This is a genomic window from Nonomuraea sp. NPDC000554, assembly GCF_040300065.1.
Lineage (GTDB): Bacteria > Actinomycetota > Actinomycetes > Streptosporangiales > Streptosporangiaceae > Nonomuraea.
Genome location: NZ_JBEPDC010000016.1, coordinates 72,144 through 95,821 on the forward strand (window position 1 = coordinate 72,144; position 23,678 = coordinate 95,821).

23 protein-coding genes are annotated in these 23,678 nt (G+C 72.0%); 10 read left to right on the plus strand and 13 right to left on the minus strand.

The annotated features are described in order from the left end of the window. The first annotated feature begins 6 nt into the window (after positions 1-6). Positions 7-1,275 carry an MFS transporter gene (locus ABT294_RS28210; protein ID WP_350809303.1) on the plus strand — a complete coding sequence of 423 codons (1,269 nt, stop codon included), beginning with the start codon at positions 7-9 and terminating at the stop codon, positions 1,273-1,275. A gap of 89 nt (positions 1,276-1,364) precedes the next feature. On the opposite strand, the gene ABT294_RS28215 is transcribed toward ABT294_RS28210, so the two are convergent. Together ABT294_RS28215 and ABT294_RS28220 are read right to left on the minus strand one after the other, a co-directional pair. Next, positions 1,365-2,930 (minus strand): bifunctional 3'-5' exonuclease/DNA polymerase, encoded by a 1,566-nt coding sequence (locus ABT294_RS28215; RefSeq protein WP_502912144.1) that lies wholly within the window; start codon positions 2,928-2,930, stop codon positions 1,365-1,367. Positions 2,931-2,950: 20 nt separating this feature from the next. Continuing rightward, on the minus strand, positions 2,951-4,447 hold the full coding sequence (locus tag ABT294_RS28220; protein WP_350809304.1) for a metallophosphoesterase family protein: 1,497 nt from the start codon (positions 4,445-4,447) through the stop codon (positions 2,951-2,953). A gap of 128 nt (positions 4,448-4,575) precedes the next feature. On the opposite strand from ABT294_RS28220, the gene ABT294_RS28225 reads away from it, so the two are divergent. Further along, positions 4,576-4,989, plus strand: a complete 414-nt coding sequence (locus tag ABT294_RS28225) for a hypothetical protein (RefSeq protein ID WP_350809305.1) — start codon at positions 4,576-4,578, stop codon at positions 4,987-4,989. A 148-nt stretch (positions 4,990-5,137) separates the two neighbouring features. On the opposite strand, the gene ABT294_RS28230 is transcribed toward ABT294_RS28225, so the two are convergent. Next, entirely contained in the window at positions 5,138-6,694 is a 1,557-nt protein-coding gene (locus ABT294_RS28230; protein ID WP_350809450.1) for an FAD-binding oxidoreductase, read from the minus strand. 31 nt (positions 6,695-6,725) lie between these two features. Here ABT294_RS28230 and ABT294_RS28235 point away from each other — a divergent pair, with 31 nt between their 5' ends. The 4 genes from ABT294_RS28235 to ABT294_RS28250 all read left to right on the plus strand — a co-directional run bounded on the left by ABT294_RS28235 (position 6,726) and on the right by ABT294_RS28250 (position 10,160). After that, positions 6,726-7,235: a TetR/AcrR family transcriptional regulator gene (locus ABT294_RS28235; protein WP_350809306.1), complete on the plus strand. Its 510-nt coding sequence runs from the start codon at positions 6,726-6,728 to the stop codon at positions 7,233-7,235. Further along, entirely contained in the window at positions 7,228-8,739 is a 1,512-nt protein-coding gene (locus ABT294_RS28240) for a glycerol-3-phosphate dehydrogenase/oxidase (protein ID WP_350809307.1), read from the plus strand. The genes ABT294_RS28235 and ABT294_RS28240 overlap by 8 nt, the downstream gene beginning before the upstream one ends. A 138-nt stretch (positions 8,740-8,877) precedes the next feature. Then, the gene (locus tag ABT294_RS28245; RefSeq protein WP_350809308.1) at positions 8,878-9,747 is read left to right on the plus strand and encodes a sucrase ferredoxin; all 870 of its coding nucleotides are present in this window, start codon (positions 8,878-8,880) and stop codon (positions 9,745-9,747) included. Between the two features lie 101 nt (positions 9,748-9,848). Then, on the plus strand, positions 9,849-10,160 hold the full coding sequence (locus ABT294_RS28250) for a WhiB family transcriptional regulator (protein WP_080036407.1): 312 nt from the start codon (positions 9,849-9,851) through the stop codon (positions 10,158-10,160). A gap of 260 nt (positions 10,161-10,420) precedes the next feature. On the opposite strand, the gene ABT294_RS28255 is transcribed toward ABT294_RS28250, so the two are convergent. Beyond that, complete coding sequence (locus tag ABT294_RS28255) at positions 10,421-10,654, minus strand: DUF397 domain-containing protein (protein WP_350809309.1); 234 nt, start codon at positions 10,652-10,654, stop codon at positions 10,421-10,423. A gap of 113 nt (positions 10,655-10,767) precedes the next feature. Then, entirely contained in the window at positions 10,768-11,655 is an 888-nt protein-coding gene (locus ABT294_RS28260) for a Sco1979 family transcriptional regulator (protein WP_350809310.1), read from the minus strand. A gap of 135 nt (positions 11,656-11,790) precedes the next feature. On the opposite strand from ABT294_RS28260, the gene ABT294_RS28265 reads away from it, so the two are divergent. After that, positions 11,791-12,267: an ATP-binding protein gene (locus ABT294_RS28265; protein ID WP_350809311.1), complete on the plus strand. Its 477-nt coding sequence runs from the start codon at positions 11,791-11,793 to the stop codon at positions 12,265-12,267. Here the strand turns inward: ABT294_RS28265 and ABT294_RS28270 are convergent. Both ABT294_RS28270 and rsgA read right to left on the minus strand, forming a co-directional pair. Continuing rightward, entirely contained in the window at positions 12,264-12,893 is a 630-nt protein-coding gene (locus ABT294_RS28270; RefSeq protein ID WP_350809312.1) for a phosphoribosyltransferase, read from the minus strand. The genes ABT294_RS28265 and ABT294_RS28270 overlap by 4 nt on opposite strands. Positions 12,894-12,910: 17 nt before the next feature. Continuing rightward, positions 12,911-14,008, minus strand: a complete 1,098-nt coding sequence (rsgA, locus tag ABT294_RS28275; RefSeq protein ID WP_350809313.1) for a ribosome small subunit-dependent GTPase A — start codon at positions 14,006-14,008, stop codon at positions 12,911-12,913. Positions 14,009-14,298: 290 nt separating this feature from the next. Between rsgA and ABT294_RS28280 the strand changes: the two genes are divergently transcribed. From ABT294_RS28280 to ABT294_RS28290, 3 genes are all read left to right on the plus strand, one after another. Continuing rightward, complete coding sequence (locus ABT294_RS28280) at positions 14,299-14,847, plus strand: sigma-70 family RNA polymerase sigma factor (protein WP_350809314.1); 549 nt, start codon at positions 14,299-14,301, stop codon at positions 14,845-14,847. After that, positions 14,844-15,569 (plus strand): anti-sigma factor family protein, encoded by a 726-nt coding sequence (locus tag ABT294_RS28285; RefSeq protein ID WP_350809315.1) that lies wholly within the window; start codon positions 14,844-14,846, stop codon positions 15,567-15,569. Before ABT294_RS28280 ends, ABT294_RS28285 begins: the two co-directional genes overlap by 4 nt. Positions 15,570-15,725: 156 nt before the next feature. Then, positions 15,726-17,024 carry a CHRD domain-containing protein gene (locus ABT294_RS28290; protein WP_350809316.1) on the plus strand — a complete coding sequence of 433 codons (1,299 nt, stop codon included), beginning with the start codon at positions 15,726-15,728 and terminating at the stop codon, positions 17,022-17,024. Positions 17,025-17,090: 66 nt separating this feature from the next. Here the strand turns inward: ABT294_RS28290 and ABT294_RS28295 are convergent, their stop codons facing one another. The 6 genes from ABT294_RS28295 to ABT294_RS28320 are packed head-to-tail and all read right to left on the minus strand — an operon-like array spanning position 17,091 to position 23,634. Next, positions 17,091-18,077 carry an ABC transporter ATP-binding protein gene (locus ABT294_RS28295; protein ID WP_350809317.1) on the minus strand — a complete coding sequence of 329 codons (987 nt, stop codon included), beginning with the start codon at positions 18,075-18,077 and terminating at the stop codon, positions 17,091-17,093. Further along, positions 18,077-19,048: an ABC transporter ATP-binding protein gene (locus ABT294_RS28300; RefSeq protein WP_350809318.1), complete on the minus strand. Its 972-nt coding sequence runs from the start codon at positions 19,046-19,048 to the stop codon at positions 18,077-18,079. The genes ABT294_RS28295 and ABT294_RS28300 overlap by 1 nt, the downstream gene beginning before the upstream one ends. After that, entirely contained in the window at positions 19,045-20,292 is a 1,248-nt protein-coding gene (locus ABT294_RS28305) for a threonine synthase (protein ID WP_350809319.1), read from the minus strand. The genes ABT294_RS28300 and ABT294_RS28305 overlap by 4 nt, the downstream gene beginning before the upstream one ends. Next, positions 20,289-21,143: an ABC transporter permease gene (locus tag ABT294_RS28310; RefSeq protein ID WP_350809320.1), complete on the minus strand. Its 855-nt coding sequence runs from the start codon at positions 21,141-21,143 to the stop codon at positions 20,289-20,291. The genes ABT294_RS28305 and ABT294_RS28310 overlap by 4 nt, the downstream gene beginning before the upstream one ends. Beyond that, on the minus strand, positions 21,143-22,069 hold the full coding sequence (locus ABT294_RS28315) for an ABC transporter permease (RefSeq protein WP_350809321.1): 927 nt from the start codon (positions 22,067-22,069) through the stop codon (positions 21,143-21,145). The genes ABT294_RS28310 and ABT294_RS28315 overlap by 1 nt, the downstream gene beginning before the upstream one ends. Next, a complete protein-coding gene (locus tag ABT294_RS28320; RefSeq protein WP_350809322.1) occupies positions 22,066-23,634 on the minus strand; it encodes an ABC transporter substrate-binding protein in 1,569 nt (522 codons plus the stop codon). The genes ABT294_RS28315 and ABT294_RS28320 overlap by 4 nt, the downstream gene beginning before the upstream one ends. Positions 23,635-23,678 lie beyond the last annotated feature (44 nt).

Genomic DNA, 23,678 nt, shown 5'->3' on the forward strand with positions numbered 1-23,678 from the left:
TCGCAGGTGACCAGCACCCCCACAAAACCCCCAATCTCCCCTGCAGATCGCATCCGCAGCATCCAGCGCCGGACCCTCAGCGTCCTGTCCGCGGCGCAGATCGTCGGTGGCGTGGGGGTGGCCGTCGGCCTGGCGCTCAGCTCGGTGGTGGTCGACGAGCTGTCGGGGTCCACGGTCATCAGCGGCTTCGCCGGCACCGCGACCGTGCTGGGCGCGGCACTGCTGGCACTGCCGACCGCGAAGGCGTCCAGCGGGGGCGGGCGGCGGGCGGGCCTGGCCCTGGCGTACGTGGCGGCGCTGGTCGGGTGCGCGATCTCGGTGGCCGCGATCAGCATGGGCAACTGGCCGTTGCTGCTCGTCGGGCTGGTGCTGGTCGGCGGCGGCAGCGCGGGCAACCTGGCCGCGCGCTACTCGGCGACCGACCTGTCACCGCAGGGGCACGCGGCCCGTCACCTGTCGCTGGTCGTGTGGGCCGCCACGATCGGCTCCGTCGCGGGGCCGAACCTGGCCGAGCCCGCCGACCAGCTGGGGATGCGGGCGGGCCTGGTGGAGAAGGCCGGCCCGTTCGCGTTCGCGGCGCTCGCGTTCGCCCTGTCCCTGGTGATCATCATCGTGGGGTTGCGTCCGGACCCGCTGAAGCTGGCCAGGGAGCTGGACGGCACCCAGCACGACACCGGCGGGCGCACCCGCACGGTGCGGGACGCCTGGCGGACGCTGCGCACCACCCCGATGGCCCGCAGGGCGCTGGTGATGATCGCGGTCAGCCACACGGCGATGGTGTCGGTGATGTCCATGACCCCGGTCAAGCTCCACCACGACGGCTCGACCCTGGACGTCATCGGCCTGGTGATCAGCCTGCACATCGCCGGGATGTACCTGATGTCGCCGGTGGTGGGGTGGCTGGCGGACAAGGCGGGCAAGATCCCGGTGCTGCTGCTCGGCATGGCGCTGCTGCTCAGCGCGGCGGCGCTGGCGGGGACGGCGGGGCACCGGGTCTGGCAGGTGACGGCGGCCCTGGTCCTGCTCGGGCTGGGCTGGTCGTGCGGCCTGGTGGCGGGCTCGGCGCTGGTGTCGGAGTCGGTGCCGCTGGAGCGCCGCCCGGCCGTTCAGGGCCTGTCGGACCTGCTGATGAACGTGTGCGGCGCGACCGGCACGATCATCGCGGGCGCGATCGTGGGCGGCCTGTCGTTCGGCGTGCTCGGCGTGACGGTAGGCGTGATGGTGACGGCCGCGGGAGTCTGGCTGCTGCTCGTCTGGCGCCGGACCGGCGTCTGACGGCCGATCACCCGGCGCCGAACCGACCGCCGACTGTCTGGCGTCCGGCGGGCCGGGTCACCCGGCGTGCGGCTGTCCGGCGGGCCGGGTCACTTGGCGTCGGCGTAGCAGCTGACCGCGACCGCCTCCATCGGGAAGCGCACCGGCGTCGGCCCGAACAGCAGCCTGGACGCCTCCGCCGCGGCCGCCGACACCGCGGCGATGACCTGTTCGGCCTGGTCGAGCGGGCAGTGCACGATGACCTCGTCGTGCTGGAAGAACACCAGCCTGGACGGGTCGGGCAGCAGCCCGCGCAGCACCGCCATCAGCGCCAGCGCCCACTCGGCGGCGGTGGCCTGCACGACGAAGTTGCGGGTGAACCTGCCCCGGTCGCGGGCCGCCCTGCTGCCATCGGGCCCTGACACGAGCTCCTTCCACCGCTGGGACGGCGGCGGGCTGGTGCGCCCCAGCCAGGACCGGACGAGCCGGCCGTCCTCGCCGGCCTTGGCCGCGTCCTCGACGAACTGGTAGGCCTTCGGGAAGCGCTGGCGCATGACCGCGAGCAGCTTGGACGCGTCGCCGCTGGTGCCGCCGTACATGGCCGACAGCATCGCGATCTTGGCGTTGCCGCGCTCACCGCCGAACGACCTGGCCAGCGCCGAGTACAGGTCGATCTCGCCGGCGGCCCTGGCCAGGCCACCGTCGCCGGCCATCGCGGCCAGCACGCGCGGCTCCAGCTGCGCGGCGTCGGCCACGACGAGCGCCCAGCCGTCGTCGGCCACCACGGCCCTGCGCATCGACTTCGCGATCTGCAGCGCGCCGCCGCCGCTGGTGGCCCAGCGCCCCGACACCACGCCGCCCACCACGTACTCGGTACGGAAGCGCCCGTCGCGCACCCACTGGTCGGCCCACACCCAGCCGTGGAAGCTGTGCAGCCTGGCCAGCTCCTTGTAGGCGAGCAGCGGCGCGACCGCCGGGTGGTCGACCTGTTTGAGCTCCCACGACCGGGTGGTCTTCAGCGCCACGCCCGCCGTCTTGAACGCCTTGACGAGCTGCTGCACCGAGTCGGGGTTGACGGGGTGGCCGAAGGCCGCCGACACCTCGTCGGCCAGCGCCTGGAGCTTGGCGGGCCGCATGCCGTGCACCGGGCGCGGACCGAGCAGCTCGGTCAGCAGTTCGTCGTGGATGTCGCGCCGCCACGGCATGCCGTCGTGGCCCATCTCCGCCGCGATCAGCGCGCCCGCGGACTCGGCCGCGACCAGCAGCCTGAACCTGCCGGGCTCCGGCAGCGCGTCGATGCGCCGCAACTGGTCGGCCAGCACCTCGGCCACCGCCTCGGCGTCGAGGGGTTCGGGCGCGAACAGCGTGCCGGGCACGCTGGGCTGCTCGTCGGGCACCGGCAGCCCGTGCAGGCGGGCGTGGGCGGCCCTGGCCGAGCGCGGCTCGCCGAAGCGGCCCTCGCAGGCGAGCAGCAGCCCCTCGGTGAGCGCGAGGTCGTGGCAGCGCGACACGCGCACGCCGGCGGCCAGCAGCGGCGGGTACGCCTCGCGGGTGTCGGCCCACACCCAGCGTGGCCGCCCGGCCTCCAGCTCTCGCACGGCCTGTGCCAGGTCTTCCGGTTGCCTGGCCGACTCACCCACCGCGAGCAGGGTCTCGCCCGCCACCACTACGTACACCCCCCAAGCGTGCCAAACGGCTACGACAAACTGATGGTCACCTCGTCCTCCAGCGGAGGGTCGAGTTCCTGGCTCCGGCAGCCGGTGGCGGCGAAGCAGCGCACCGTGAGCGTCTGCGGGGTGACCGACAGGTGCAGGAACTGCTTGAAGAACGGCGGGGTGTCCCAGTCGGACAGCTCCGACAGGTAGCGGTGGAAGGCCGTCGCGACGGGCAGCCTGAACGGCATCGGCCAGGAGCCGAGCAGCCGCGCCGCCCACCGCATCCTGCGAGTGATCTTCACCTGGCCGAGCGGCCGGACCGGGTTGTTGCCGATCTGCCGCGACATGATGCAGGACGCCTCGCCGGGGGTGAGGTAGATCCACTTCATCCGCAGCCGCTTGGCGTAGAGCTGGCTGTAGAACGACAGGGAGTCGCCGCGCAGCGGGTAGCACCTGAAGTCGTCCTCGTGCACGCCCGCCACGTCCACGCGCTGGATGGTGTGGGTGGCGTGCATGAACGCGCCGCCGCCGCCCGAGACGATGTACTGGATCACCCGGTCGCCGACCCTGACCGGGTAGCGCTGGTAGTTGTGCACGTCGCCGCCGATGGCGGCCACGTAGCGGTGCGCGGGGTCGCGGATGATGTCGTCGATCGTGCCGCCGCCTTCCAGGGGGGACGGCTTGTACTCGTTGCGCGTGTAGATCGGCTTGCCGGTGACCAGGATCTTCGGGCGCGGGTCGCGCGAGACGCGCCGCAGCCAGTCGGCCTGCTGGCGGTCGATCGTCCCCCTGATGCCGGTGTCGACGCCGACGACGAGCAGGCTGTCCGACTCGATCACCCAGTACGGCCCCGGCTGCGTGGCCTGCTCCGTGGGCTGCTGTGACGGCCGGCTCCTGAGCTTGCGCGCCTCGGCCAGCCGCCGCTCGTCGATGGGCTCCGGCTTGCGCCACAGCAGGCCGCGTAAGCCGCGCCCGGGCTTCGGCCTGAGCGGCGGGGCGTCGCAGAAGACGCGCATGAAGCCGCCAAGCCCGTCGTACCAGTCGTGGTTGCCGGGGACCGCGTAGATGGGCGCGTCGTAGTCCTGGTAGGGGCGGAAGAACTTGTCGCCGTACTCGTTGCCCGAGCCCGCCGGGTACAGCACGTCGCTGGCGATGACCGCGAACGACGTCCCCTCGCCCACCTTGAGCAGGCCGGGCACGACCGCGTACTGGGAGGCGTCGCCCTCGCCCGTGTCGCCGAGCAGCAGGAAGTCGAAGCTGTCGCCGACCTCGGGGCGGATGCGGAAGCCGGGGTCGGCGCCGCGCGCCTCCTGCTCGGCCACCCACCGCCGGCGCACCTGCCCGGACGGGTCGCCGAACAGGCCGGAGAGGACCTCGTTGCGCGATCTCCAGAGCGTGCGCGCGTTGAACCAGGTGAAGCCCTTCCTGCCGGGTCTGAGCTGGGCGAACGTGCCGATCTGCGTGCAGGACCAGCCTGCTCCTTCCTCCGACACCCGGGACGAGAGCTGCTTTCCGCGCTCAGCCGTTACTTCCACCATGTCCCTATCTTGGCCGCGATCTTCACTGCGCACACCATGAACGCTCCGTACCGTTAGGAACACAGAAGGTTCACCATGGTGTAGCCTCACGCCCCAAGCAAGCGGTTGTCGCCGCGAAGGGGGCTGCTATGGCCCGTAACGGATCGGATGACGCGACCCGGCGGAGCACCACGGGGGTGGAGCAGGTCGAGGGCCTGCTCGCGTACGCCCAGACCCAGCCGCGCTGGGGTCAGGGCGCAGTGCGGAACGCGATGAAGGCGGTGTCCCTCAGCAGGGAGCTGGCGGCACGCGACCCGGCCGAGCACACGCAGCTGCTCGTCCGGTCGCTGCGCACCACGGCCAGGCTGCTGCTGAGGCGCAGGCGCGCGGAGGAGGCGCTGCCGCTCGCGCTGGAGGCGGTCGCGCTCGCCCGCCCCGCGCGCGGCGCGCCGCTGGTCACCTGCCTGTCGACGCTGGCGGAGGTGTACGAGGCGCTGCAGAGGTTCGGCGACGCCGCCGAGGCCGCCACGGAGGCCGCGAAGGCGGCAGACCCGCCCGACTAGCGACGCGGCGGGCGCGGGGGCGCAAAGGCGGCAGACCCGCCCGACTAGCGACGCGGCGGGCGCGGGGGCGCAAAGGCGACGGACCCGCCCGGCCAGCCACGCGGGGGCAGCGGACGCGGACGCCGTCGCGGGGGCGGGGCGGGGCCTGTCAGGGCACCAGCACGCCGGGGTTCAGGATGCCCGCCGGGTCGAGCCGCGCCTTGACCGCTCGCAGGATCTCCACGCCGAGCGGCCCCACCTCGGCCGCGTACGCCTGCCTGTGGTCGCGGCCGACGCCGTGGTGGTGCGAGATGGTCCCGCCCGCCTCGACGATGGCCGCGTTCACCGCCTCCTTGGCGCGCGCCCACTGCTCGACGGGGTCGCCGTCCTGGGCGGTCACCACGGTGAAGTACAGCGACGCCCCTGTCTCGTAGACGTGCGAGATATGGCACATGACCAGCGGCGACCCGAGTGCCCCGAGCAGGGCGAGCCGTACCGCGTCGTACAGCCTGGGCAGGTTGCTCCAGAATCCGGCCGTCTCCAGCGTCTCGACGGTCGCCCCGGCGGCGAGCAGCGAGTCGCGCAGGTAGGGGGCGGAGAAGCGGCCGTGCTCCCACGCCGTGCCCGGCTCAGGGCCGAGCGGGACTCCGCCGAGCCGCTCCAGCACGGCCGCCGCCTGCTCACGCCGTCCTGCCACGGACGCGCCCTCGTGGCCCGCGATCACCAGGCAGCCGGTGTCGCCGCCGCCGATGGCGTCCGGTCTGGCGAGCCCGATCATGGTCTCGGTCTCGTCCGAGAGCCGCAGCACGGTGGGCAGCGGGCCGTCCTGGGCGAGCGCCCGCAGCGCGGCCGAACCCTCCTGGAACGACCCGAACCGCCACCCCTCGTACACCCGCTCGGCGGGCGCGCGCCGCACCCGCAGCCGCAGCGAGGTGATGACCCCGAACGCGCCCTCGGAGCCGAGGACGAGCTGGCGCAGGTCGGGCCCGGCCCCGGACCTGGGCGCCCGCCCCAGTTCCAGGGTGCCCTCGGGGGTGGCGACGGTCAGGGCCACGACCAGGTCGTCGAAGCGTCCGTACCCGGCCGACGCCTGACCGCTGGACCTGGCGGCGGCGAAACCGCCCAGCGTGGCGTACTCGTAGGACTGCGGGAAGTGCCCCAGGGTCAGCCCGTGCTCGCCGAGCAGCCGTTCTGCGTCGGGCGCGCGCAGTCCGGGCTCGAGCGTGGCGGTCATCGACTCGGTGTCGAGCGAGACGAGCCGGTCCAGGCGCTGGAGGTCGAGCGCGACGACCCCGTCCAGTCCTGCGCGGGAGGCCACGAGCCCGCCGACCACGGAGGTGCCGCCGCCGAAGGGGACGACCGCGACGCGCTCGTCCGCGCAGACCCGCAGCAGGGCGGCGACCTCGTCGTGCGAGCCCGGCAGCACCACCGCGTCGGGCGCGTCCGAGCCGTCGCCTGCCCGCATCCGGAGCAGGTCGGGGGTGGACTTGCCGCGTGTGTGCCGGACCCGCGCCTCGTGGTCGGTGCGCACGTGGGCCTCGCCGACGATCCCGGCGAGCGCCGCGAGGACCCGTTCCGGCAGCGCGACGGGGGCCAGCCGCACCGACTCCATGGTGGCGGCGGGGACGGCGGGCTCGCGGACGCCGAGCAGGTCGCGCAGCAGCGTGCGGACCTGCTCGGGCAGCTCTCGGGCCTTGGCCGGGTCGCCCCAGCCTGACCAGTGCATCGGTAGTGGAGACACGTCTACACTGTGACACATGACGTCGAATCGTCACAATGAGGCCGTGCTGGACGCGGCGCGCGACTGCGTGCTGGCCTACGGCGTGCGCCGCACCACGCTCACCGACGTGGCGCGCCGGGCGGGCGTCTCCCGGATGACGATCTACCGCCACTGGCCCGACGTGCGCACGCTGGTGGCCGACCTGATGACCCGCGAATGGATGCGGGTGATCGCGGAACTGGACCTGTCGGAGCCGGTCGGCGCGGTGGTCGAGGGCGTGCGGCGACTGCGGGAGCACCCGCTCTGGCGCAAGATCGTGGACGCCGACCCCGAGCTGCTCCTCCCCTACCTGCTCAACCGGCGGGGCGCCAGCCAGGACGCCGTCCTGGACCTGCTCGAGGCCGCGCTCGGCGACCCCCGCAGGGCCAGGGCGGTGCTGCTGGCGGCCCAGTCGTTCCTGCTGTCGGCGCCCACGATGCTCGGCCCGGTGACCCTCGACGACCTCGACGCCGAACTGACGGCCATGCTGGAGGCCTACCTTGGATAGCTCGCTGAACGCCGCGAGGAGGGCCAGGGAACTGGCCCAGACCGCCGACGAGCGGCTCGACGTGCTGGTCGTCGGCCTCGGCGCGACCGGCGCGGGCGCCGCGCTCGACGCCGCCTCGCGCGGCCTGTCCGTGGCCGCCGTCGACGCGCACGACCTGGCCTTCGGGACGTCCAGGTGGAGTTCCAAGCTGATCCATGGCGGCCTCCGCTACCTCGCCAAGGGGCAGGTGGGCGTCGCCTACGAAAGCGCCGTCGAGCGCGGCGTCCTGCTCAGGCACACCGCACCGCACCTGGTCAGGGCGCACCCGTACGTGCTTCCGCTCACCTCGGGCGTCTCCAGGGCGCAGGCCGCGCTGGTGATGACCGGCTACCGGCTCGGCGACGGGCTGCGGGCCGCCGCGCGCACTCCGCGCCGCCTCCTGCCGGGCCCCACCCGCCTGACGGCGTCCCGCACGCGCACGCTCGCGCCGTTCCTCGGCGAGGACGGCCTGCGCGGCGGGCTGCTGTCCTGGGACGGCCGCCTGCTCGACGATGCCCGCCTGGTGGTGGCCGTCGCCAGGACGGCCGCCGCGCACGGGGCCCGCGTCCTGACCCGCTGCCGCGCCCTGGAGCTGACGGCCACCGGCGCCAGGGTCCGCGACGAGCTGACCGGCGCGGAGTTCACCATCAGAGCCAGAGCCGTGATCAACGCGACCGGAGTCTGGGCGGGCGGGCTGGACCCCCGGGTGCGGCTGCGCCCCTCGCGCGGCACGCACCTGGTGCTGCGGGCGGGGGCGCTGCCGGGGCTGCTGGCCGGGCTGCACGTGCCCATGCCGGGCGAGTCCAACCGGTTCGCGCTCGTGCTGCCGCAGGCCGACGGGCGCGTCCACGTCGGCCTGACCGACGAGCCCGTGGACGGGCCCGTCCCCGACGTTCCCGAAGTGCCCGAGGAGGACGTCACAGCGCTCCTGGACGTCCTGAACGCGATCCTCGAGACCCCGTTGCCCCGCGAGGCGGTCGCGGGCGCCTACGCGGGCCTCAGGCCGTTGCTGGACGCCGACGGAGACGCGGCCGGCTCTCCCGGGACCGGTACGCGCACGGCCGACCTCTCCCGCAGGCACGCGGTGCTCGCCGACGGCCCGCTCGTCACCGTCGTGGGCGGCAAGCTCACGACATATCGGCGGATGGCGGAGGACGCGGTGGATCAAGCGGTCTCAGCCGGGAACCTCCAGGCCGGGCCGAGCCGCACCGCCCGGCTCCCGCTCGTCGGGGCGGGCCCGCAGCGCGCCGACGTCCCGCCGAGACTGGCCGAACGGTACGGCAGCGAGGCGCGGGCCGTGCACGAACTGGTCAAGGCCCATCCCGAGGAGGTCGGCCTGGGCGTCACCGAGGGCGAGCTGCTGTGGTCCGTCAGGCACGAAGGGGCGCTCGACGAGGGCGACCTGCTCGACCGCAGAACCCGGATCGGCCTCGTCCCCGAGGACCGCGCCGCCGCCCTCCCTACGGCCCGCGCCCTCCTTCACTGACCGCCCTGGGGCGTCCAGGACGCGCCGCCGATGGGCCAGTCTCGCGGTCGTTAGGTTAGTCTTACCTAATCCACTGCGAAGGAGGGGCTCGGGTTGCCCAGGATCTGTGAACATCCGGACGCCAGCCACCACGGTGGCGTGCCCACGCTGGCCAGCGCCACCGTGGGGGCCCGGCTCTGGTTGCTGATCGAGTACGCGGGCCCCTGGCCGTCGCATCTGGAATCCTTCGAACTTCCTGAAAAGATCTCCGAACTCGTCCGGCGGGCGCTCGAACGTGGGGTACGCCCCCAGCTCATCCGCCGCCCCGGAAGGCGAACCCGCCCGCCGGGCCAGGGGATCCGTGTGCTAGTGGGCTACGGAGCAGGCGATAACCCCTGGTTGGCCGGTGGAGTAGTCGCAGGTCCCGACGATCTTGACTTGGACGCGCTGGTGGCCGGAGTGGTCCCGGAGTCCTGCATACTTGAAGACGAGCCGGTATTTCTGGTCTGCACGCACGCCAAGCGCAATGCGTGTTGCGCCCGCATTGGACTACCCCTCGCCCGCGAACTGGCGGATATTCTGCCCGGCAGGGTGTGGGAAACATCACACGTTGGCGGCGATCGCTACGCCGCCAACCTCGTGTGCTTGCCACACGGAATTTTCTACGGCAGCATGTCTCAGGCCGCTGCGATCGCAGCGGCTAACGCGTACCGGTTGGGCGAGATCATTCTCGGCCGTTACCGGGGGCGCGCAGGTATCCCTGAGCCATTGCAGGCCGTCGAGCACTTCGCCCGAGCCCATACGGGAGAGTGCTCCATCGGCGCGGTGGCCGTGGAATCCTCCAGGTCGGACGGTGACGTCACCGAAGCAGTCGTGCGCTGCGGCGACGTCCGGTTCCAGGTTGTGGTTGAGCCATCGGCGTTCCAGGCGCCGTGTGGTACGGCTTGCGCCGAGACGATCACCACCTACCGGCTGGTTTCGCTGGACAGGCTCACGCCTGTGCGGTACGCCACGCCCGCCCTTACCTGATCACGGGAACATCACGGCCCTGCTTTGCGTTGGACCAGTGACGCCGAAAGCGTCCAATGCGGCCCAATTACCGAAATACCTCTCACGAAGGTGGTTTTCTCATGTCTCAGGTACGTCGGCAGCTCGCCCGCCCGCGCCCCAGCTGGGGTTGGCAGGATGATGCCGCGTGCCGGGGTGAGGACCTCGTGCTCTTCTTCGGCCCTGACGGAGAGCGGCAGCCCGAGCGTGACGTACGTGAGCGGAAGGCCAAGGCGATCTGCGCCCAGTGCCCCGTCCGCAACGAGTGCCTTGACTACGCGCTGTCCCGTCCGGAGAAGTACGGCACGTGGGGCGGTCTCAACGAGGACGAGCGCGCCTCCGAGCGTCGTCGTCGCATGCGGCGCGCCGCCAGCGCCGGCATCTCCGCCGCCTGACGGCCCACCCGGCAGCGCACGACCGCCGCGTGATCACACAGTTGTCCCGATGAACTGGAGCCTCGCCCGCCACGCGCAGGCTCCGGCGAACCCGGTCGGGACACCTGCCTGATCAGGCCTGGTCCACAGCCCCAGTACGCGAAAGACGCGCCCGTCGTCCCATCGGACGGCGGGCGCGTCTTCGTCGTTTCACCGAGCGATCCGGCCGATGTCAGACGGCGGGCGCGTCTTCGTCGTTTCACCGGGCGATCCGGCCGGTGTCAGACGATCAGGTCGTCGAACTCCCCGTCCTTGGCTCCGAGAACGAACGCGGTGATCTCGGCCCGCGTGTAGACCAGCGCGGGGCCGTCGGGGAAGCGCGAATTTCGCATGGCGATCTCCCCCGTGGGCAGGTCGGCCACCTCGACGCAGTTGCCGTTGGGATTGCTTCGCCTGCTCTTGCGCCAGACGACGGAGAGGCGGCCGGCGGGGGTTCCGTTGCGGAACTCATGCATGAAGGACGCTCCTAGCGCGCTTGCGGATGCACGTGCATCCGTGCTTGCGCCGACCATACGGCAGCAGGTTGATCGCCATATACACGATGGCGAAAAATCCCGTATGGAGTGGATCACACGGAGATGAGGCGTTCCAGGAAGCGCCGGGAGTCGGCCGGGGAGTCGGCCTGGACGCTCAACCGGTCCATGACCTGCACGTAGTGCTCCGACTCCGCGGGCTTGTCGAGGTAGAGGGCGCTGGTGAGCTGCTCCATGTAGACCACGTCGGGAAGGTCCCGCTCGGGAAAGCGCAGGATGCTGAACGGGCCGCCCGCCGCGGCGTGCCCGCCCCGCTCGAACGGCATGACCTGGACGGTGACGTTGCGCTGCGCGGTCATCTCCAGCAGGTGCTCGATCTGCGCGCGCATCACGTCGGGGCCGCCGAGCATGCGCCTGACCACGGCCTCGTCGATGACCGCCCAGAGGGTGAGCGCGTTGTCGCCGCTCAGCCGCTGCTGACGGATGGTGCGCAGCGCGACGCGCCGGTCGAGCTCCTCGCTGGGCGCGCTGTCGTGGGCCAGCCTGATCACGGCCCGGGCGTAGCCGGGGGCCTGGAGCAGGCCGGGCACGAACTGGTTCTCGTACGTGCGGATGGTCGAGGCGGCCCCCTCCAGGCCGATGTACACCTCGAACCAGCTGGGCAGCAGGTCGCCGTACTTGTGCCACCAGCCGGGCGCGTTGGCCTGCTTGGCCAGTTCCAGCAGCGGCGCCCGCTCGTCCGGGTCGGTGACGCCGTAGAGGGTGAGCAGGTCGGCCACGTCGCGCTGCTTGAAGCTGACCTGGCCGAGCTCCAGCCTGCTGATCTTGGCGTGGGAGGCGCGGATGGCGTAGCCGGCGTCCTCGCGGGAGATGCCGCGCTCGGCGCGGAGCCTGCGCAGCTGCGTGCCCAGCAGGATACGCAGGACTGTCGGGCTCCCCGGCGAGTAGCCGAGGATGCTCCCTTCAGCGCTCTGTGCGCTCACACCGATCTCCTAGATCATCTGCACGTGCAGATGCGATTTGCATCCGTAAACCACGAAAAGTCTTGCATCGGTCAGCCCGCGCCGTAAAGATGGGCTTTGGATCACCAGACCGCACTATGGGCTTCGGGGGCCAGGATGACGACTTTCGACGCTCGGCCGCAAGCCGCCACCACCGGCGACGGGCCGCCGGCGTGGCTCGCGTCCATTCTGCTCGACGGACGCACCAGCCCGTGCGACGCGGTCTTCGCTTTTCACGAGTTCGCCATGTTCGAGCCGGCGTGCGTCTCCACAGCCAGGCACTTCGTCGACCGGACGCTCACCTCGTGGGGGGGTGAGCGGGTGGCCTTCGACGCCCAGCTGGTGGTCTCCGAGCTGGTGACCAACGCGATGCGGCACGCCGGTGGCGCGGCTCAGCTCAGGTTACTGGCGCACGGGCCCGAGGTGGCCTGCGTGGTCAGCGACTACAGCCGGGCCGCGCCGGTGGCGACGGTCCCGGACATCTTCGCCGAGTTCGGACGCGGCCTGCGCCTGGTCGAGGCGCTGTCGGTCGCCTGGGGCTGGCTCGCCCCGGTCGGCCCGCGCAAGCTCGTCTGGGCCGTCCTGGCGGCCTAGCGTTCGGCCAGGAGGTCGAGGACGTCCGCGTCGGAGAGCTGGTCGAAGCGCTCGTACCACTGCCCCACCGCCCGGAAGTCCATCGGGGTCGACAGGACGATCACCTCGTCCGCCTCGTCGCGCATCGCCAGGACGGTGTCGGGAGCTCCGACGGGGACGGCCAGCGTGACCCGGCCGGGCCCGGCCGCGGCGACCGCCCTGAGCGCCGCCCTAGCGGTGACCCCGGTGGCGAGCCCGTCGTCGACCACGACCACCTCCCGCCCCGCCAGCTCGGGCAGCGGCCGATCGCCGCGGTACACCTGCACCCGGCGGGCCAGCTCCTGCTGCTCCCTGCCGACCACGTCCGACAGCGACCCGGGCGTGAGACCGAGCCGGTGCAGCAGCGTCAGGTCGAACACCGGCTCGCCGCCCTCGGCTATCGCGCCGACGCCCATCTCGGGAAACGACGGATAGCCGATCTTCCGGGTGACGAGCACGTCCAGCTCGCCCTCGAGCGCGCGGGCGACCGGGACGGCCACCGCCACCCCGCCGCGCGGGAGCGCGAGCACCACCGGGCGGTGGATGTGGCCCAGCCGCTCGGCGAGGAACTCTCCCGCTTCCGCGCGGTCGGCGAACAGGCGGTCCATACCGTAGTGCTACCCGGTCACGGCCGGTATCTGCCCGAGCGGCGCATCTCCTTGTGAATGATCTTCCACTTGTTCTGCTGCTCCTTGCGGAGCCGCGCGTCGGTGCGCGAGGCCATCCACACGGCCTCCCGCTGGAGCTTGCGCCAGCTGTGCAGCCGCCGCTCGGGCAGCTCGCCGTTCTCCAGCGCGTCCTGGACGGCGCAGCCGGGCTCGCTGTCGTGCCCGCAGTCGTCGAACCTGCAGCTCGCGGCCAGCCCCTCGATGTCGGAGAAGACCAGGTCCACGCCCTCGTTGATGCCGTACAGGCCGATCCTGCGGATGCCCGGCGTGTCGATGACCAGCCCGCCGCCGGGCAGCTGGATCAGCTCCCTGTGGACGGTGGTGTGACGGCCCCGCCCGTCGGCGGCGCGCACCTGCTGGGTCTCCATCACCCCGTCCGCGGCGAGCGCGTTGACCAGCGTGGACTTGCCCGCGCCCGAGGGGCCGAGCACGACCGCGGTGCGCGAGCCCTCCAGGTAGCCGCGGACGAGTTCGACGCCGTCGCCGTGCAGCGAGGAGACGGCGTGCACGTCCACGCCGGGCGCGGCGGCGTGGACGTCGGCGAGCAGCTCCTCCAGGCCCTGCTCGAACAGGTCGGACTTGGTGATGAGGACGACGGGCGTGCCGCCCGACTCCCAGGCGAGCGCGACCAGCCGCTCGACGCGGTTCAGGTCGGCGAAGTCGGTGGCGTGCATGGACGGCTCGGCCACGAAGACGACGTCCACGTTGGCCGCGAGGACCTGCCCCTGGCCGTCGCCGGACAGCCCGCCGACGGAGTCGCGGCTGACGCCGCCGCGAACGAACGCGGTGCTTCGCGGCAGGACCGCGTCCAGCTCGTAGCGGCCTTCCGGCAGCTGTCTGAGCGCGACCCAGTCGCCGACGCACGGCAGCGCCACCGGGTCACCGGCGGACGCCCTGCGGACGTGGGCGGCGTATCTGACGTGATGCTGGCCGTCGGCCGCGATCACCTCGGCGGCTCCGCGGTCGACGCGGGCCACCCTCGCGGGGACGGTTCCTGAGGGCAGCTCGGCGGCGCGAGAAGTGGTCCAGCCGAGCAGCGAAAGATCGAAAGACAACGGAGTGACACCCTTTGGTCGAAGAGGACCCCGGGTGACTACGCGGGCACCCGGAGATTGATGAACGGCACGCAGAACAGGACAATCCGCATTGCCTTCACCTCCTCCGTCGTCTCCTTCTGGATGCGGCAGTGACTTTACGCAAGCTCCGGAGCCCCGCGCAACCGGCTTTCCGGGCAGCGCATTGAACCGTTACCGGATCACGGCCGTACTTCCTGCCGACGCACTCAGAAAGGGGAATGATGCGACTGAGCACGTATCCCCCACCCTCGGCCGAGGGAGCAGCCCCCATGGGCAAGCCGCGCTTACGCGACTGGATCAGGCGCACACGGCCAGACGACGAGCTGGTCGTCTCCACGCTGTACCGGGAGTACCACCGGCCGCTGCTCGCCTTCGTGGTGCGTCTGACAGGCGGTGACCGTCAGTGGGCCGAGGACGTGGTCCAGGAGACCATGATCCGCGCCTGGCGCAGCGCCGAACAGCTCGATCCGGGAGCGGACTCCCTCATGCCCTGGCTAGCCACGGTCGCCCGTCGTATCGTGATCGATGACCGGCGGCGCAGGGAAGCCCGTCCCCAGGAATCGGGCGACGGACCGCTTGAGAGCGTGCCCGTGCCCGACGAGATGGAGGCACTGCTGCACCAGGTGGTCGTGTCAGAGGCGCTCAAGGCGCTGTCCCCGGCCCATCGCGAGATCCTCAACGAGACGATCCTGCGCGACAGGTCGGTGAACGACGCCGCCGAGGCGCTCGGCATTCCCGTGGGCACCGTGAAGTCCCGGGTCTACTACGCGGTACGCGCGCTACGCGTCGCGCTGGAGGAGAGAGGGGTGACGGCGTGAACGCGCGGGTCGAGCACACTGACGTCGGCGCCTACGCCCTGGGCCTGCTGGAGGACGACGACAGGCTGGCCTTCGAGGAGCACCTCTCCCTCTGCCCGGCCTGCCGGGAGGAGCTGACGGAGCTGTCCGGGGTGGCGATCGCGCTGACCGGGATGGGGCCGGTCGAGGAGGATCCGCCGCCCTCCCATCAGGGGGAGGGCGAGGTGATCGACCTGCTGCGCCGCAAGCGGGCGGCCGACAGGCGCACCCGCAGGGGCACGTTCGTGATCGGGGTGGCGGCGGCGGTCACGCTGGTGGCAGGCGGTCTCGCGATCGGGACGCAGCTCGGAAGCGGCGACCCGGGAGCGGTGATCGCGGGGGAGCACGCGAGCCATCTGGGCCCGGCGGAGCAGTTCTACGCCGACGGCACGCCGATCAACGGCACCGGGGTCGGCGGCGTGACCGGCGGGCTGGTGCTGGAGTCGAAGGCGTGGGGGACGCACGCGGCGCTCAAACTGTCCGGCATCAAGGGCCCGCTGGAGTGCGAGCTGGTCGCGGTCTCCAAGTCGGGCGAGCGCAAGTCCATGACGGGCTGGTCGGTGCCGCCGTCCGGGTACGGCGTGCCGGGGGCGCCCGAGCCGGCGCTGTTCATGCACGGCGGCAGCCCGTGGCAGATCGACCAGATCGACAAGTTCGAGGTGACGACCTCCACCGGCAAGACCCTGCTGACCGTCGACATCTGATCCGGCCGGAGACGAGCCCTCTCACCTGTGGTGGGAGGGCTTTTCTCGGCCCTCCGCCGAATGTGTACTTTTACTCACAAGCGGGTTGAACCTCGTCGAATACGGATCCCGTACTGCTTCCCGTACCTACCGGACGACAGTTGACGAGGATCCGCCATGTCTCTCCCCAAGCTCGCCCTCTCCGGCGCCGCGCTCGCCTCCGCCCTGCTCGCCACCACTGCTCCCACCACCGCCCACGCCGCCTCCGGTGACGACGTGTACCTCGCCGCCGGTCTGCGGGGCGCCAACGAGGTCGGCGTCAAGGGGGACGCCGACGGCCGTGCGACCGTGGTGATCAAGATCAGCGGTGACCAGGTGACGTTCGCCATCCGGTGGAACAAGATCGACCCGCCCACCGCCGGCCACATCCACCTGGGCGCCAAGGGCAGCAACGGCGACGTCCAGCTGGAGTTCTTCACCAAGCCGCTGCCCACGACGGTGCTCGGCGTGACCGGCACCGTCGAGGGCGGCCCCGAGCTGGTCAAGTCCCTCGTCGACGACCCCGAGGGCTTCTACGCCAACCTGCACGACGCCAAGCACCCCAAGGGCGCGGTCCGCGGGCAGTTCCACCGGCTGGACCGTCCGGTGGACCTCAACGGCGTGCTGCAGGGCAGCAACCAGGCCACGCTGGCCTCCCGCGCCGACGGCGGCCAGGAGGTGCAGGCCGGCGACGGCAAGAAGCGCGGCGACCGCGACGGGCGGGCCGTCTGGTGGCTGCGCCCGCACGGCGCGTCGATCGGCTACACGGCGTTCTGGTCGGGGCTCGCCCCGGTCACCAACGGGCACATCCACAAGGGCGCGCGCGGCAGGAACGGCGACGTGGTCGCCGACCTGTTCGCCGACGCCAAGGGGCTGCCGGCGAACCTGACCGGCGTGGCGGGCGACACACCGGTCGCGTCCGCGATCGTCAAGCGGATCGCGGCGCACCCGGGCCGGTACTACAGCAACCTGCACACCCTGGACTTCAACGGCGGCGCGGTGCGCGGCCAGCTGTCGGGCAAGCCGTTCGGCCACCCCCGCGCGATGACGGCCGACGTGCTGCGCGGCGAGCAGATCTACTCCTGCGCCGAGCAGCCCGGCGGCGGCTACGCCTTCACCCAGTACGGCGTGTCGGCCGAGCTCAGGCGCGGCATCGCGCACTCGTTCGTGACCCCGGCCGCGGGCCCGCCGCAGTGGATCGCCCCTGACGGCAGCGCGGTCCGCGGCAAGGTCGTCACCAAGACGCCGAACGGCGACAGGAACATCCCCGAGCTGGTGCTCGACGCCACCCAGTCGGGCTCCCGCGGCGGCCTGCTGGCCGGGGCGACCCAGATCCTGCGGCTCAACACGGCCGGCGGCGTCGCCCCCGCCGGTTCCTGCAAGCCGGGAGCCAAGGCGAAGGTGCCCTACAAGGCCGACTACCTGTTCCTCGGCTGACGCCGGCCGCTCCTGACCACAGCCACCGGACGCCCCGCGGTGCCACCCCGGCACGGCGGGGCGTCCTCACGTCGCGAGCAGGGCCGCGTCGCGCACCGGGAACAGGCAGGCGGCGGTGTGCCCCGGCGCGTCCTGCTCGGCCAGCGGCGGGCGGACGGCCGCGCACTCGTCGCGGGCGGCCGGGCAGCGGGTGTGGAAGCCGCACCCGGGCGGCGGGTCGGACGGTGCGGGCGGGTCGCCGCGCAGCACGATCCGCCTGCGTGTCCGCTCCACCCTGGGGTCGGCGACTGGCGCGGCCGACAGCAGGCTGTGCGTGTACGGGTGGCGCGGCGCGGTGAACAGCCGCTCGGTCTCGGCCAGCTCGACGACGCGGCCCAGGTTCATCACCGCGACCCGGGTGGCGATCTGCCGCATGATCGACAGGTCGTGCGAGACGAACAGGTATGTCAGCCCGCGCTCGGCCTGCAGCCGCTTCATCAGGTTGACGATCTGCGCCTGGATCGACACGTCCAGCGCGCTGACCGGCTCGTCGCAGATGACCAGTTTCGGCTCCAGGGCGAGCGCCCTGGCGATGCCCACGCGCTGGCGCTGACCGCCGGAGAACTCGTGCGGGTAGCGGTCCTGGCTGCCCGGCTCCAGGCCGACCGCGTCGAGCAGTTCGGCGACCCGGTCGCGGAGCGGCGCCCGGCCCCTGCGCCCGCGCGGCACCCGGCCGTGCGTGACCAGCGGCTCGGCGACGATCTCGCCGACACGCATCCGCGGGTTCAGGCTCGCGTACGGGTCCTGCAGGACGACCTGCATGTCCTCGCGCACGGCCAGCAGCTCGCGCTGCCGCATCCCGAGCAGCTCGCGGCCGTCGAACCAGATCTCGCCGGCGCTGGCCTCGGTCAGCCGCAGGATCAGCCGGGTGAGCGTGGTCTTGCCGCAGCCGGACTCGCCGACGAGCCCGAGCGTCTCGCCGGCGTGGACGTCCAGCGACACGTCGTCGACGGCGAGCACCTTCGAGCCGAACTCCTTGCGCACCCCGCGCAGCGACAGCAGCGGCCCCTCCATCACAGGCTCCCTTCGAGGACGCAGGCCGCGCTGTGCCCCGGCGCCTTCTCCACCAGCGCGGGCGCCCGCTGCGCGCACTCGGGCAGCGCGCGGGAGCAGCGCGGGTGGAAGGCGCAGCCGGACGGCGGCGCGAACAGGTTGGGCGGGCTGCCGGGGATCGGGTCGAGCGGCGCCCCGCCGGGCACGTCCGACCTGGGCATGGAGTCCAGCAGCGCCCGCGTGTACGGCATCCGGGGGTCGTCGAAGAGCGCGTCGACGGAGGCCAGCTCGACCGGGCGGCCGCCGTACATGACCAGGACCCTGTCGGCGCAGCGGGCGACCACGCCGAGGTCGTGCGTGATCAGCACGATCGCCATGCCGAACCGCTCCTGCAGCCCGGCGAGCAGCTCCATGATCTGGGCCTGGACGGTCACGTCGAGCGCGGTGGTCGGCTCGTCGGCGATGAGCACCTTGGGCCGGCAGGCGAGCGCCATCGCGATCATCGCGCGCTGCCGCATCCCGCCGGAGAACTGGTGCGGGTACTCCCCCGCGCGCTGCGCCGGGTTGGGGATGCCGACCTCGCGCAGCGCCTCGACGGCCTTGGCGCGGGCCTCGGAGCGGGACACGTCCCGGTGCAGGCGGAGGGATTCGGCGATCTGCGCGCCGATGGTCTTGAGCGGGTTGAGGCTGGTCATCGGGTCCTGGAAGACCATGGCGATCTCGTTGCCGCGGATCGCGCGCAGCTCCCGCTCCGGCAGCCTCAGCAGGTCGCGTCCGCCCGCGAGGATCTCCCCGCCGGTGTAGACGCACGGCGGGGACGGGTGCAGCCGCAGGACGGACAGGGCGGTGGCGGTCTTGCCGCTGCCCGATTCGCCGACGACCGCGAGCGTCTGGCCGGCCTCGACCGACAGCGACACCCCGTTGACCGGTTTGACGGTGCCCTGCTCCAGCCGGAACTCGACGTGCAGGTCGTTGATCTCCAGCACGCTCACGTGGCGCCTCCCCGGAAGATCCGCAGCAGCTCGGCCGGATCGGCCCTGACGGTGCCCTCAGGGGGCGGCGCGGCCTGCACCAGCGCGCTGGGCTGCTTGAGCGCGCCGCCCGTCACGACGCTGACGACGGTGTCGCGCTCCGACACCCAGCCCTGGGCGCGGGCCCGCAGCAGCGCGGCGGTGGACGCGGCGGCCGACGGCTCGGCCGACACCCCCTCCTCGCCGAGCAGCCGCATCGCCTCGAACAGGTCGCTGTCGTCGACCGCGACCACCCGCCCGCCCGACTCGTAGACGGCCCGCAGCACCCGTGAGCCGCCCTGGATGGGGGCGTCGCCCGCGATGCTCTGGGCGACGGTCAGGTTGGCGTCGCCGTGCCGTCCGGCGACCGTCTTGCCCTCGGCGTAGGCGCGCACGAGCGGGGCGGACGCGGCGGGCTGCACGCCCACCATCCGGGGCAGCTTGTCGATCAGACCGAGACGGCGCAGCTCGCGGAAGCCCTTCCACGCGCCGTACAGGCCGCCGCCGGTGCCGACGGGGTGCACCATCACGTCGGGCGCGCGCCAGTCGAGCGCCTCACAGATCTCGTAGGCGTAGGTCTTCATGCCCTCGTGACGGACCGGGTTGATGAAGTTGACGAAGCAGTAGAAACCGGCCTCCGACAGCGCGCTCACCCCGGCGAAGATCTCCAGGCTGGAGCGGTAACGGAGCCGGAGCACGCGGGCGCCGCTGAGGCTGATGGCGGAGATCTTCGACTCGTTGGCCACGTCCTCCACCAGGACGGTCGCCTCGATGCCGGCCCTGGCGGCGTAGGCAGCGAACGACGCTCCGGCGTTTCCGGAGCTGTAGGTGAAGGCATGCTTCACGCCGAGCGCGCGGGCGAAGCCGACGGCGACGGAGAAGCCGCGGTCCTTGAAGCTGCCGGTGGGCATCAGGGTGTCGTTCTTGATCAGCAGCTCGGGCAGGCCCACGTGGCGGCCGAGTCTTCTGGTGCGCATCAGCGGGGTGTCGCCCTCGCCGAGGTGCAGCGGCTCGGCGCCGTCGGGCAGGGGCAGCAGGTCGGACCAGCGCCACAGGCCGAGCCGGCGGTTGGCGTCCGCCCGCGCCACGATCGCGCCGGGGTCGGCGGCGCCGAGGTCGTAGTCGATCTCGAGCAGGCCGCCGCACGCCTCGCAGAGCAGGGCGGGGGTCTTGAGCGGCACGCGGGCGTGGCAGTCGTCGCACACGTAGCTGGTAGCCAGGTTCATCGGTGGTAGGCCTTCGGGTCGGCGACGTCGCGGAGCATGTCGCCGGTGACGTTGATGGCGAGTGTTGTCATCATGATGGCAGCGCCGCTGAAGACCGCGATCCACCAGGCGCTGCGCAGGTAGAGCTGTCCGTCGGCGAGCATGCTGCCCCACGTGGGGATGCTGGGCGGGACCCCGAGGCCGAGGTAGCTGAGCGACGCCTCCGCGACGATCATGGACGCCACCTGGAGGGTGCCGATCGTGGCGAGCGGCGCCACGATGTTGGGGACGAGATGCCGGGTCATGATCTGGGTGCCGGTGTCGCCGATCGCCCTGGCCGCGGTGACGAACTCCCTCGTCCGCAGCGACAGCACCTCGGCGCGTATCACGCGGGCGTACGACACCCAGCCGGTCAGCCCGAGCACCAGGATCAGGAAGAGCAGGCTCGGCCCGAGCACCGCGATGATCGCCAGGGCCAGCAGGATCGACGGGAACGCCAGCTGGACGTCGGCCAGGCGCATGAACACCTGCTCCCGCCAGCCCCGGTAGTAGCCGCTGACCACGCCGACGGCCGAGCCGACGACGCCCGACAGGAGCGTGGCGGCCAGCCCGACCAGCAGGGAGACGCGGGTGCCGTACATGATGCGGCTGAGCACGTCGCGGCCGAGCTTGTCGGTGCCGAGCGGGTAGCCGGGCTCGCCGCCGTCCAGCCAGAGCGGCGGGCGCAGCTTGAGGTTCAGGTTCTGCAGGTTCGGGTCGTGCGGTGCGATCAGCGGCGCGAACAGGCCGACGACCACGACCAGCACGATGACGCCGAGGGCGAGCTTGGCGGCGTGGTTGCGGCGCAGCGCGCGCCGGACTGCGGTCGTCATCAGGCAAGCCTCACGCGGGGGTCGAGCAGGGCGTAGGACAGGTCGACGATCAGGTTCACGAGCACGAACACGGCCGCCAGGAACAGCACGGTGGCCTGCATCAGCGGGTAGTCGCGGTAGGTGATCGCCTCGACGGTGAGCCGTCCGATGCCCGGCCAGGAGAACACCTGCTCGGTGAGGATCGCGCCGCCGAGCAGGCTGCCCACCTCCAGGCCGACGACGGTGACGACGGGCAGCGCCGCGTTGCGCAGGCCGTGCGAGGTGACCGCGCGCCAGCCCGGCAGGCCCTTGGCCCTGGCCGTGCGGATGTAGTCCTCGCCCAGCACGTCGATCAGGGACGACCGCAGCAGCCTCGCGATCATGGCGGCCGAGTAGAGGCCGAGCGTGATCGCGGGCAGCACGAGGTGCGCGGGCGAGCCGGTGCCGGAGGCGGGCAGCCACCGCAGGTTGACCGCGAAGACCAGGATCAGCAGGATGCCCACCCAGAAGGCCGGGGTGGACTGGCCGACCAGGACCGAGGCCATGACCGAGGTGTCGGTCGCGGTGCCGCGCCGCACCGCCGAGACGATCCCGGCGGGGATGGCGAGCACCAGCGTGAACGCCATGGCCGCCACGGCGAGGTCGACGGTCAGCGGGAGCCGCTCCATGATCACGCCGAACGCGGGCCGGTGGAAGAAGACCGACTGGCCGAAGTCGAGACGCAGCAGCCCGCCCAGGTAGGACAGGTACTGGTCGAGCAGCGGCCGGTCGAGGCCGAGGGAGGCGCGCAGGGCGGCCTCCTGCTCGGCGGTGGCCTCGGGCGGGAGCATCTGCTGCACCGGGTCGCCGGCCAGCCTGACGATGAAGAACGACACGGTGGCGACGCAGAACAGGACGAGCACCGTGTGGCCCACGCGACGGCCGACGAACGTCCAGAGCCCGCTCACGAGGTCTGCAGCCGGGCGCTCGCCATGGCCAGGGTGCCGTTGGAGTTGGTCTTCCACTGCACCTTGTCGCTGACGGCGTACAGGACGCTCGCCTGGTACAGGTAGAGGAACGGCGCCTCGTCGGCGAGCATCCGCTGCAGTTCGGCGAACGCCTTCTGGCGGACGTCCGGCTCGACCGACTGCTCCTCGCTGTCGACGAGCTTGTCCGCCTCCGGGCTGTTCCAGCGGCTCTGCCGCCTGTCGTGCCTGACGAAGGACTGCAGGTTGCTGGACGCGTCCATGGTCCAGCCCGAGTTGCCGACGAAGTACATCGCGCCGAGGGCCTTGCGGTTGTCGGAGACCAGGCGGCTCTTGAAGGTGGCCGGGTCGAGCAGCGTCACCTCCGCCTTCACCCCGATCTGGGCGAGCTGTCCGGCGATGGCCTGGGCCACGTCCTTGTCCAGAGTGGACGCGCTGAACTTCAGCGAGAAGCCGGCCTGCCGGCCCGCCTCGGCGAGCAGGCTCTTGGCCTTGGCCAGGTCGTGGGTGAACGGCTGGACGGCGGGGTCGAAGCCGAACGCCTGACGCGGGATCAGCGTCGGCGTGCGCTCCGCCGCGCCGTTGAGCACCGACGTGATCAGCGCGGGGACGTCCAGCGCGTGGTTGAGCGCCTGGCGGACGCGCTTGTCCTTCAGCGGTCCTTCCTCGGTGTCCAGGGAGACGAAGTAGGTGCGCACGCCCGGCGAGGTGACGACCTTGAAGCCGGGGGCGTCGCCGAGTTGCTGCGCCGCGTCGGGGGTGAGGCCGGTGACGATGTCCACCTCGCCCGACTGCAGCGCCGCCAGCGAGGACGACGGGTCGGGCATGACCTTGAACGCGAGCTGCCGCACGCCCGGCCTGCCGTTCCAGTACGCGTCGTTGGCCTTGAGCGTGATCTGGCTGTCGCGCTGCCACGACTCGAACGTGAACGGCCCGGTGCCGACCGGGTGCTCGGCGAAGGCCTGGTCGCCCTTCTCCTTGAGGTACTTCGGCGGCACGATCACGCCGCCGAACAGCGACAGCTTGGCGGGCAGGATCGGGTCGGGCTCCTTGGTGACGAGGTCCACCGTGCTCGCGTCGACGACCTTGGCGTCGGTGACCAGGCGCAGCTCGACGATGGGCGATCGGGTCGCGGGGTCGATCAGGCGCCGGATGCTGAACGCCACGGCGGCGGCGTCGCACGGTTCGCCGTTGTGGAAGGTCACACCCTTGCGCAGGTGGAAGCGCCAGGTCCGCGGGTCCTTGGACTCCCAGCGCTCGGCCAGGCCGCCGACCAGCTTGTCGTCGACGTCCCTGACGGTGAGCGTGTCGAAGATGTTGATCAGGACGTTCATGGACGGCAGGTCGCCCTGCTTGTGCGGGTCGAGGGTGGTCGCGTCGGCGGCGAGCGAGACGCGCAGCGCGCCCGCGGCGGCGTCGCCGGGGGTCGCGGAGGGGCTGGTGCTGGCGCAGGCCGAGAGCAGGCCCGGCAGGGAGGCGCCGGCCGCGGCGAGGCCGCCGATCTTGAGGAGGTGGCGACGGTCCATCAACGCGCGGTCGGACATCATTCCCGCTCCGTTTCATCTGGTGAAATGTCGTATCACGTGGTTGA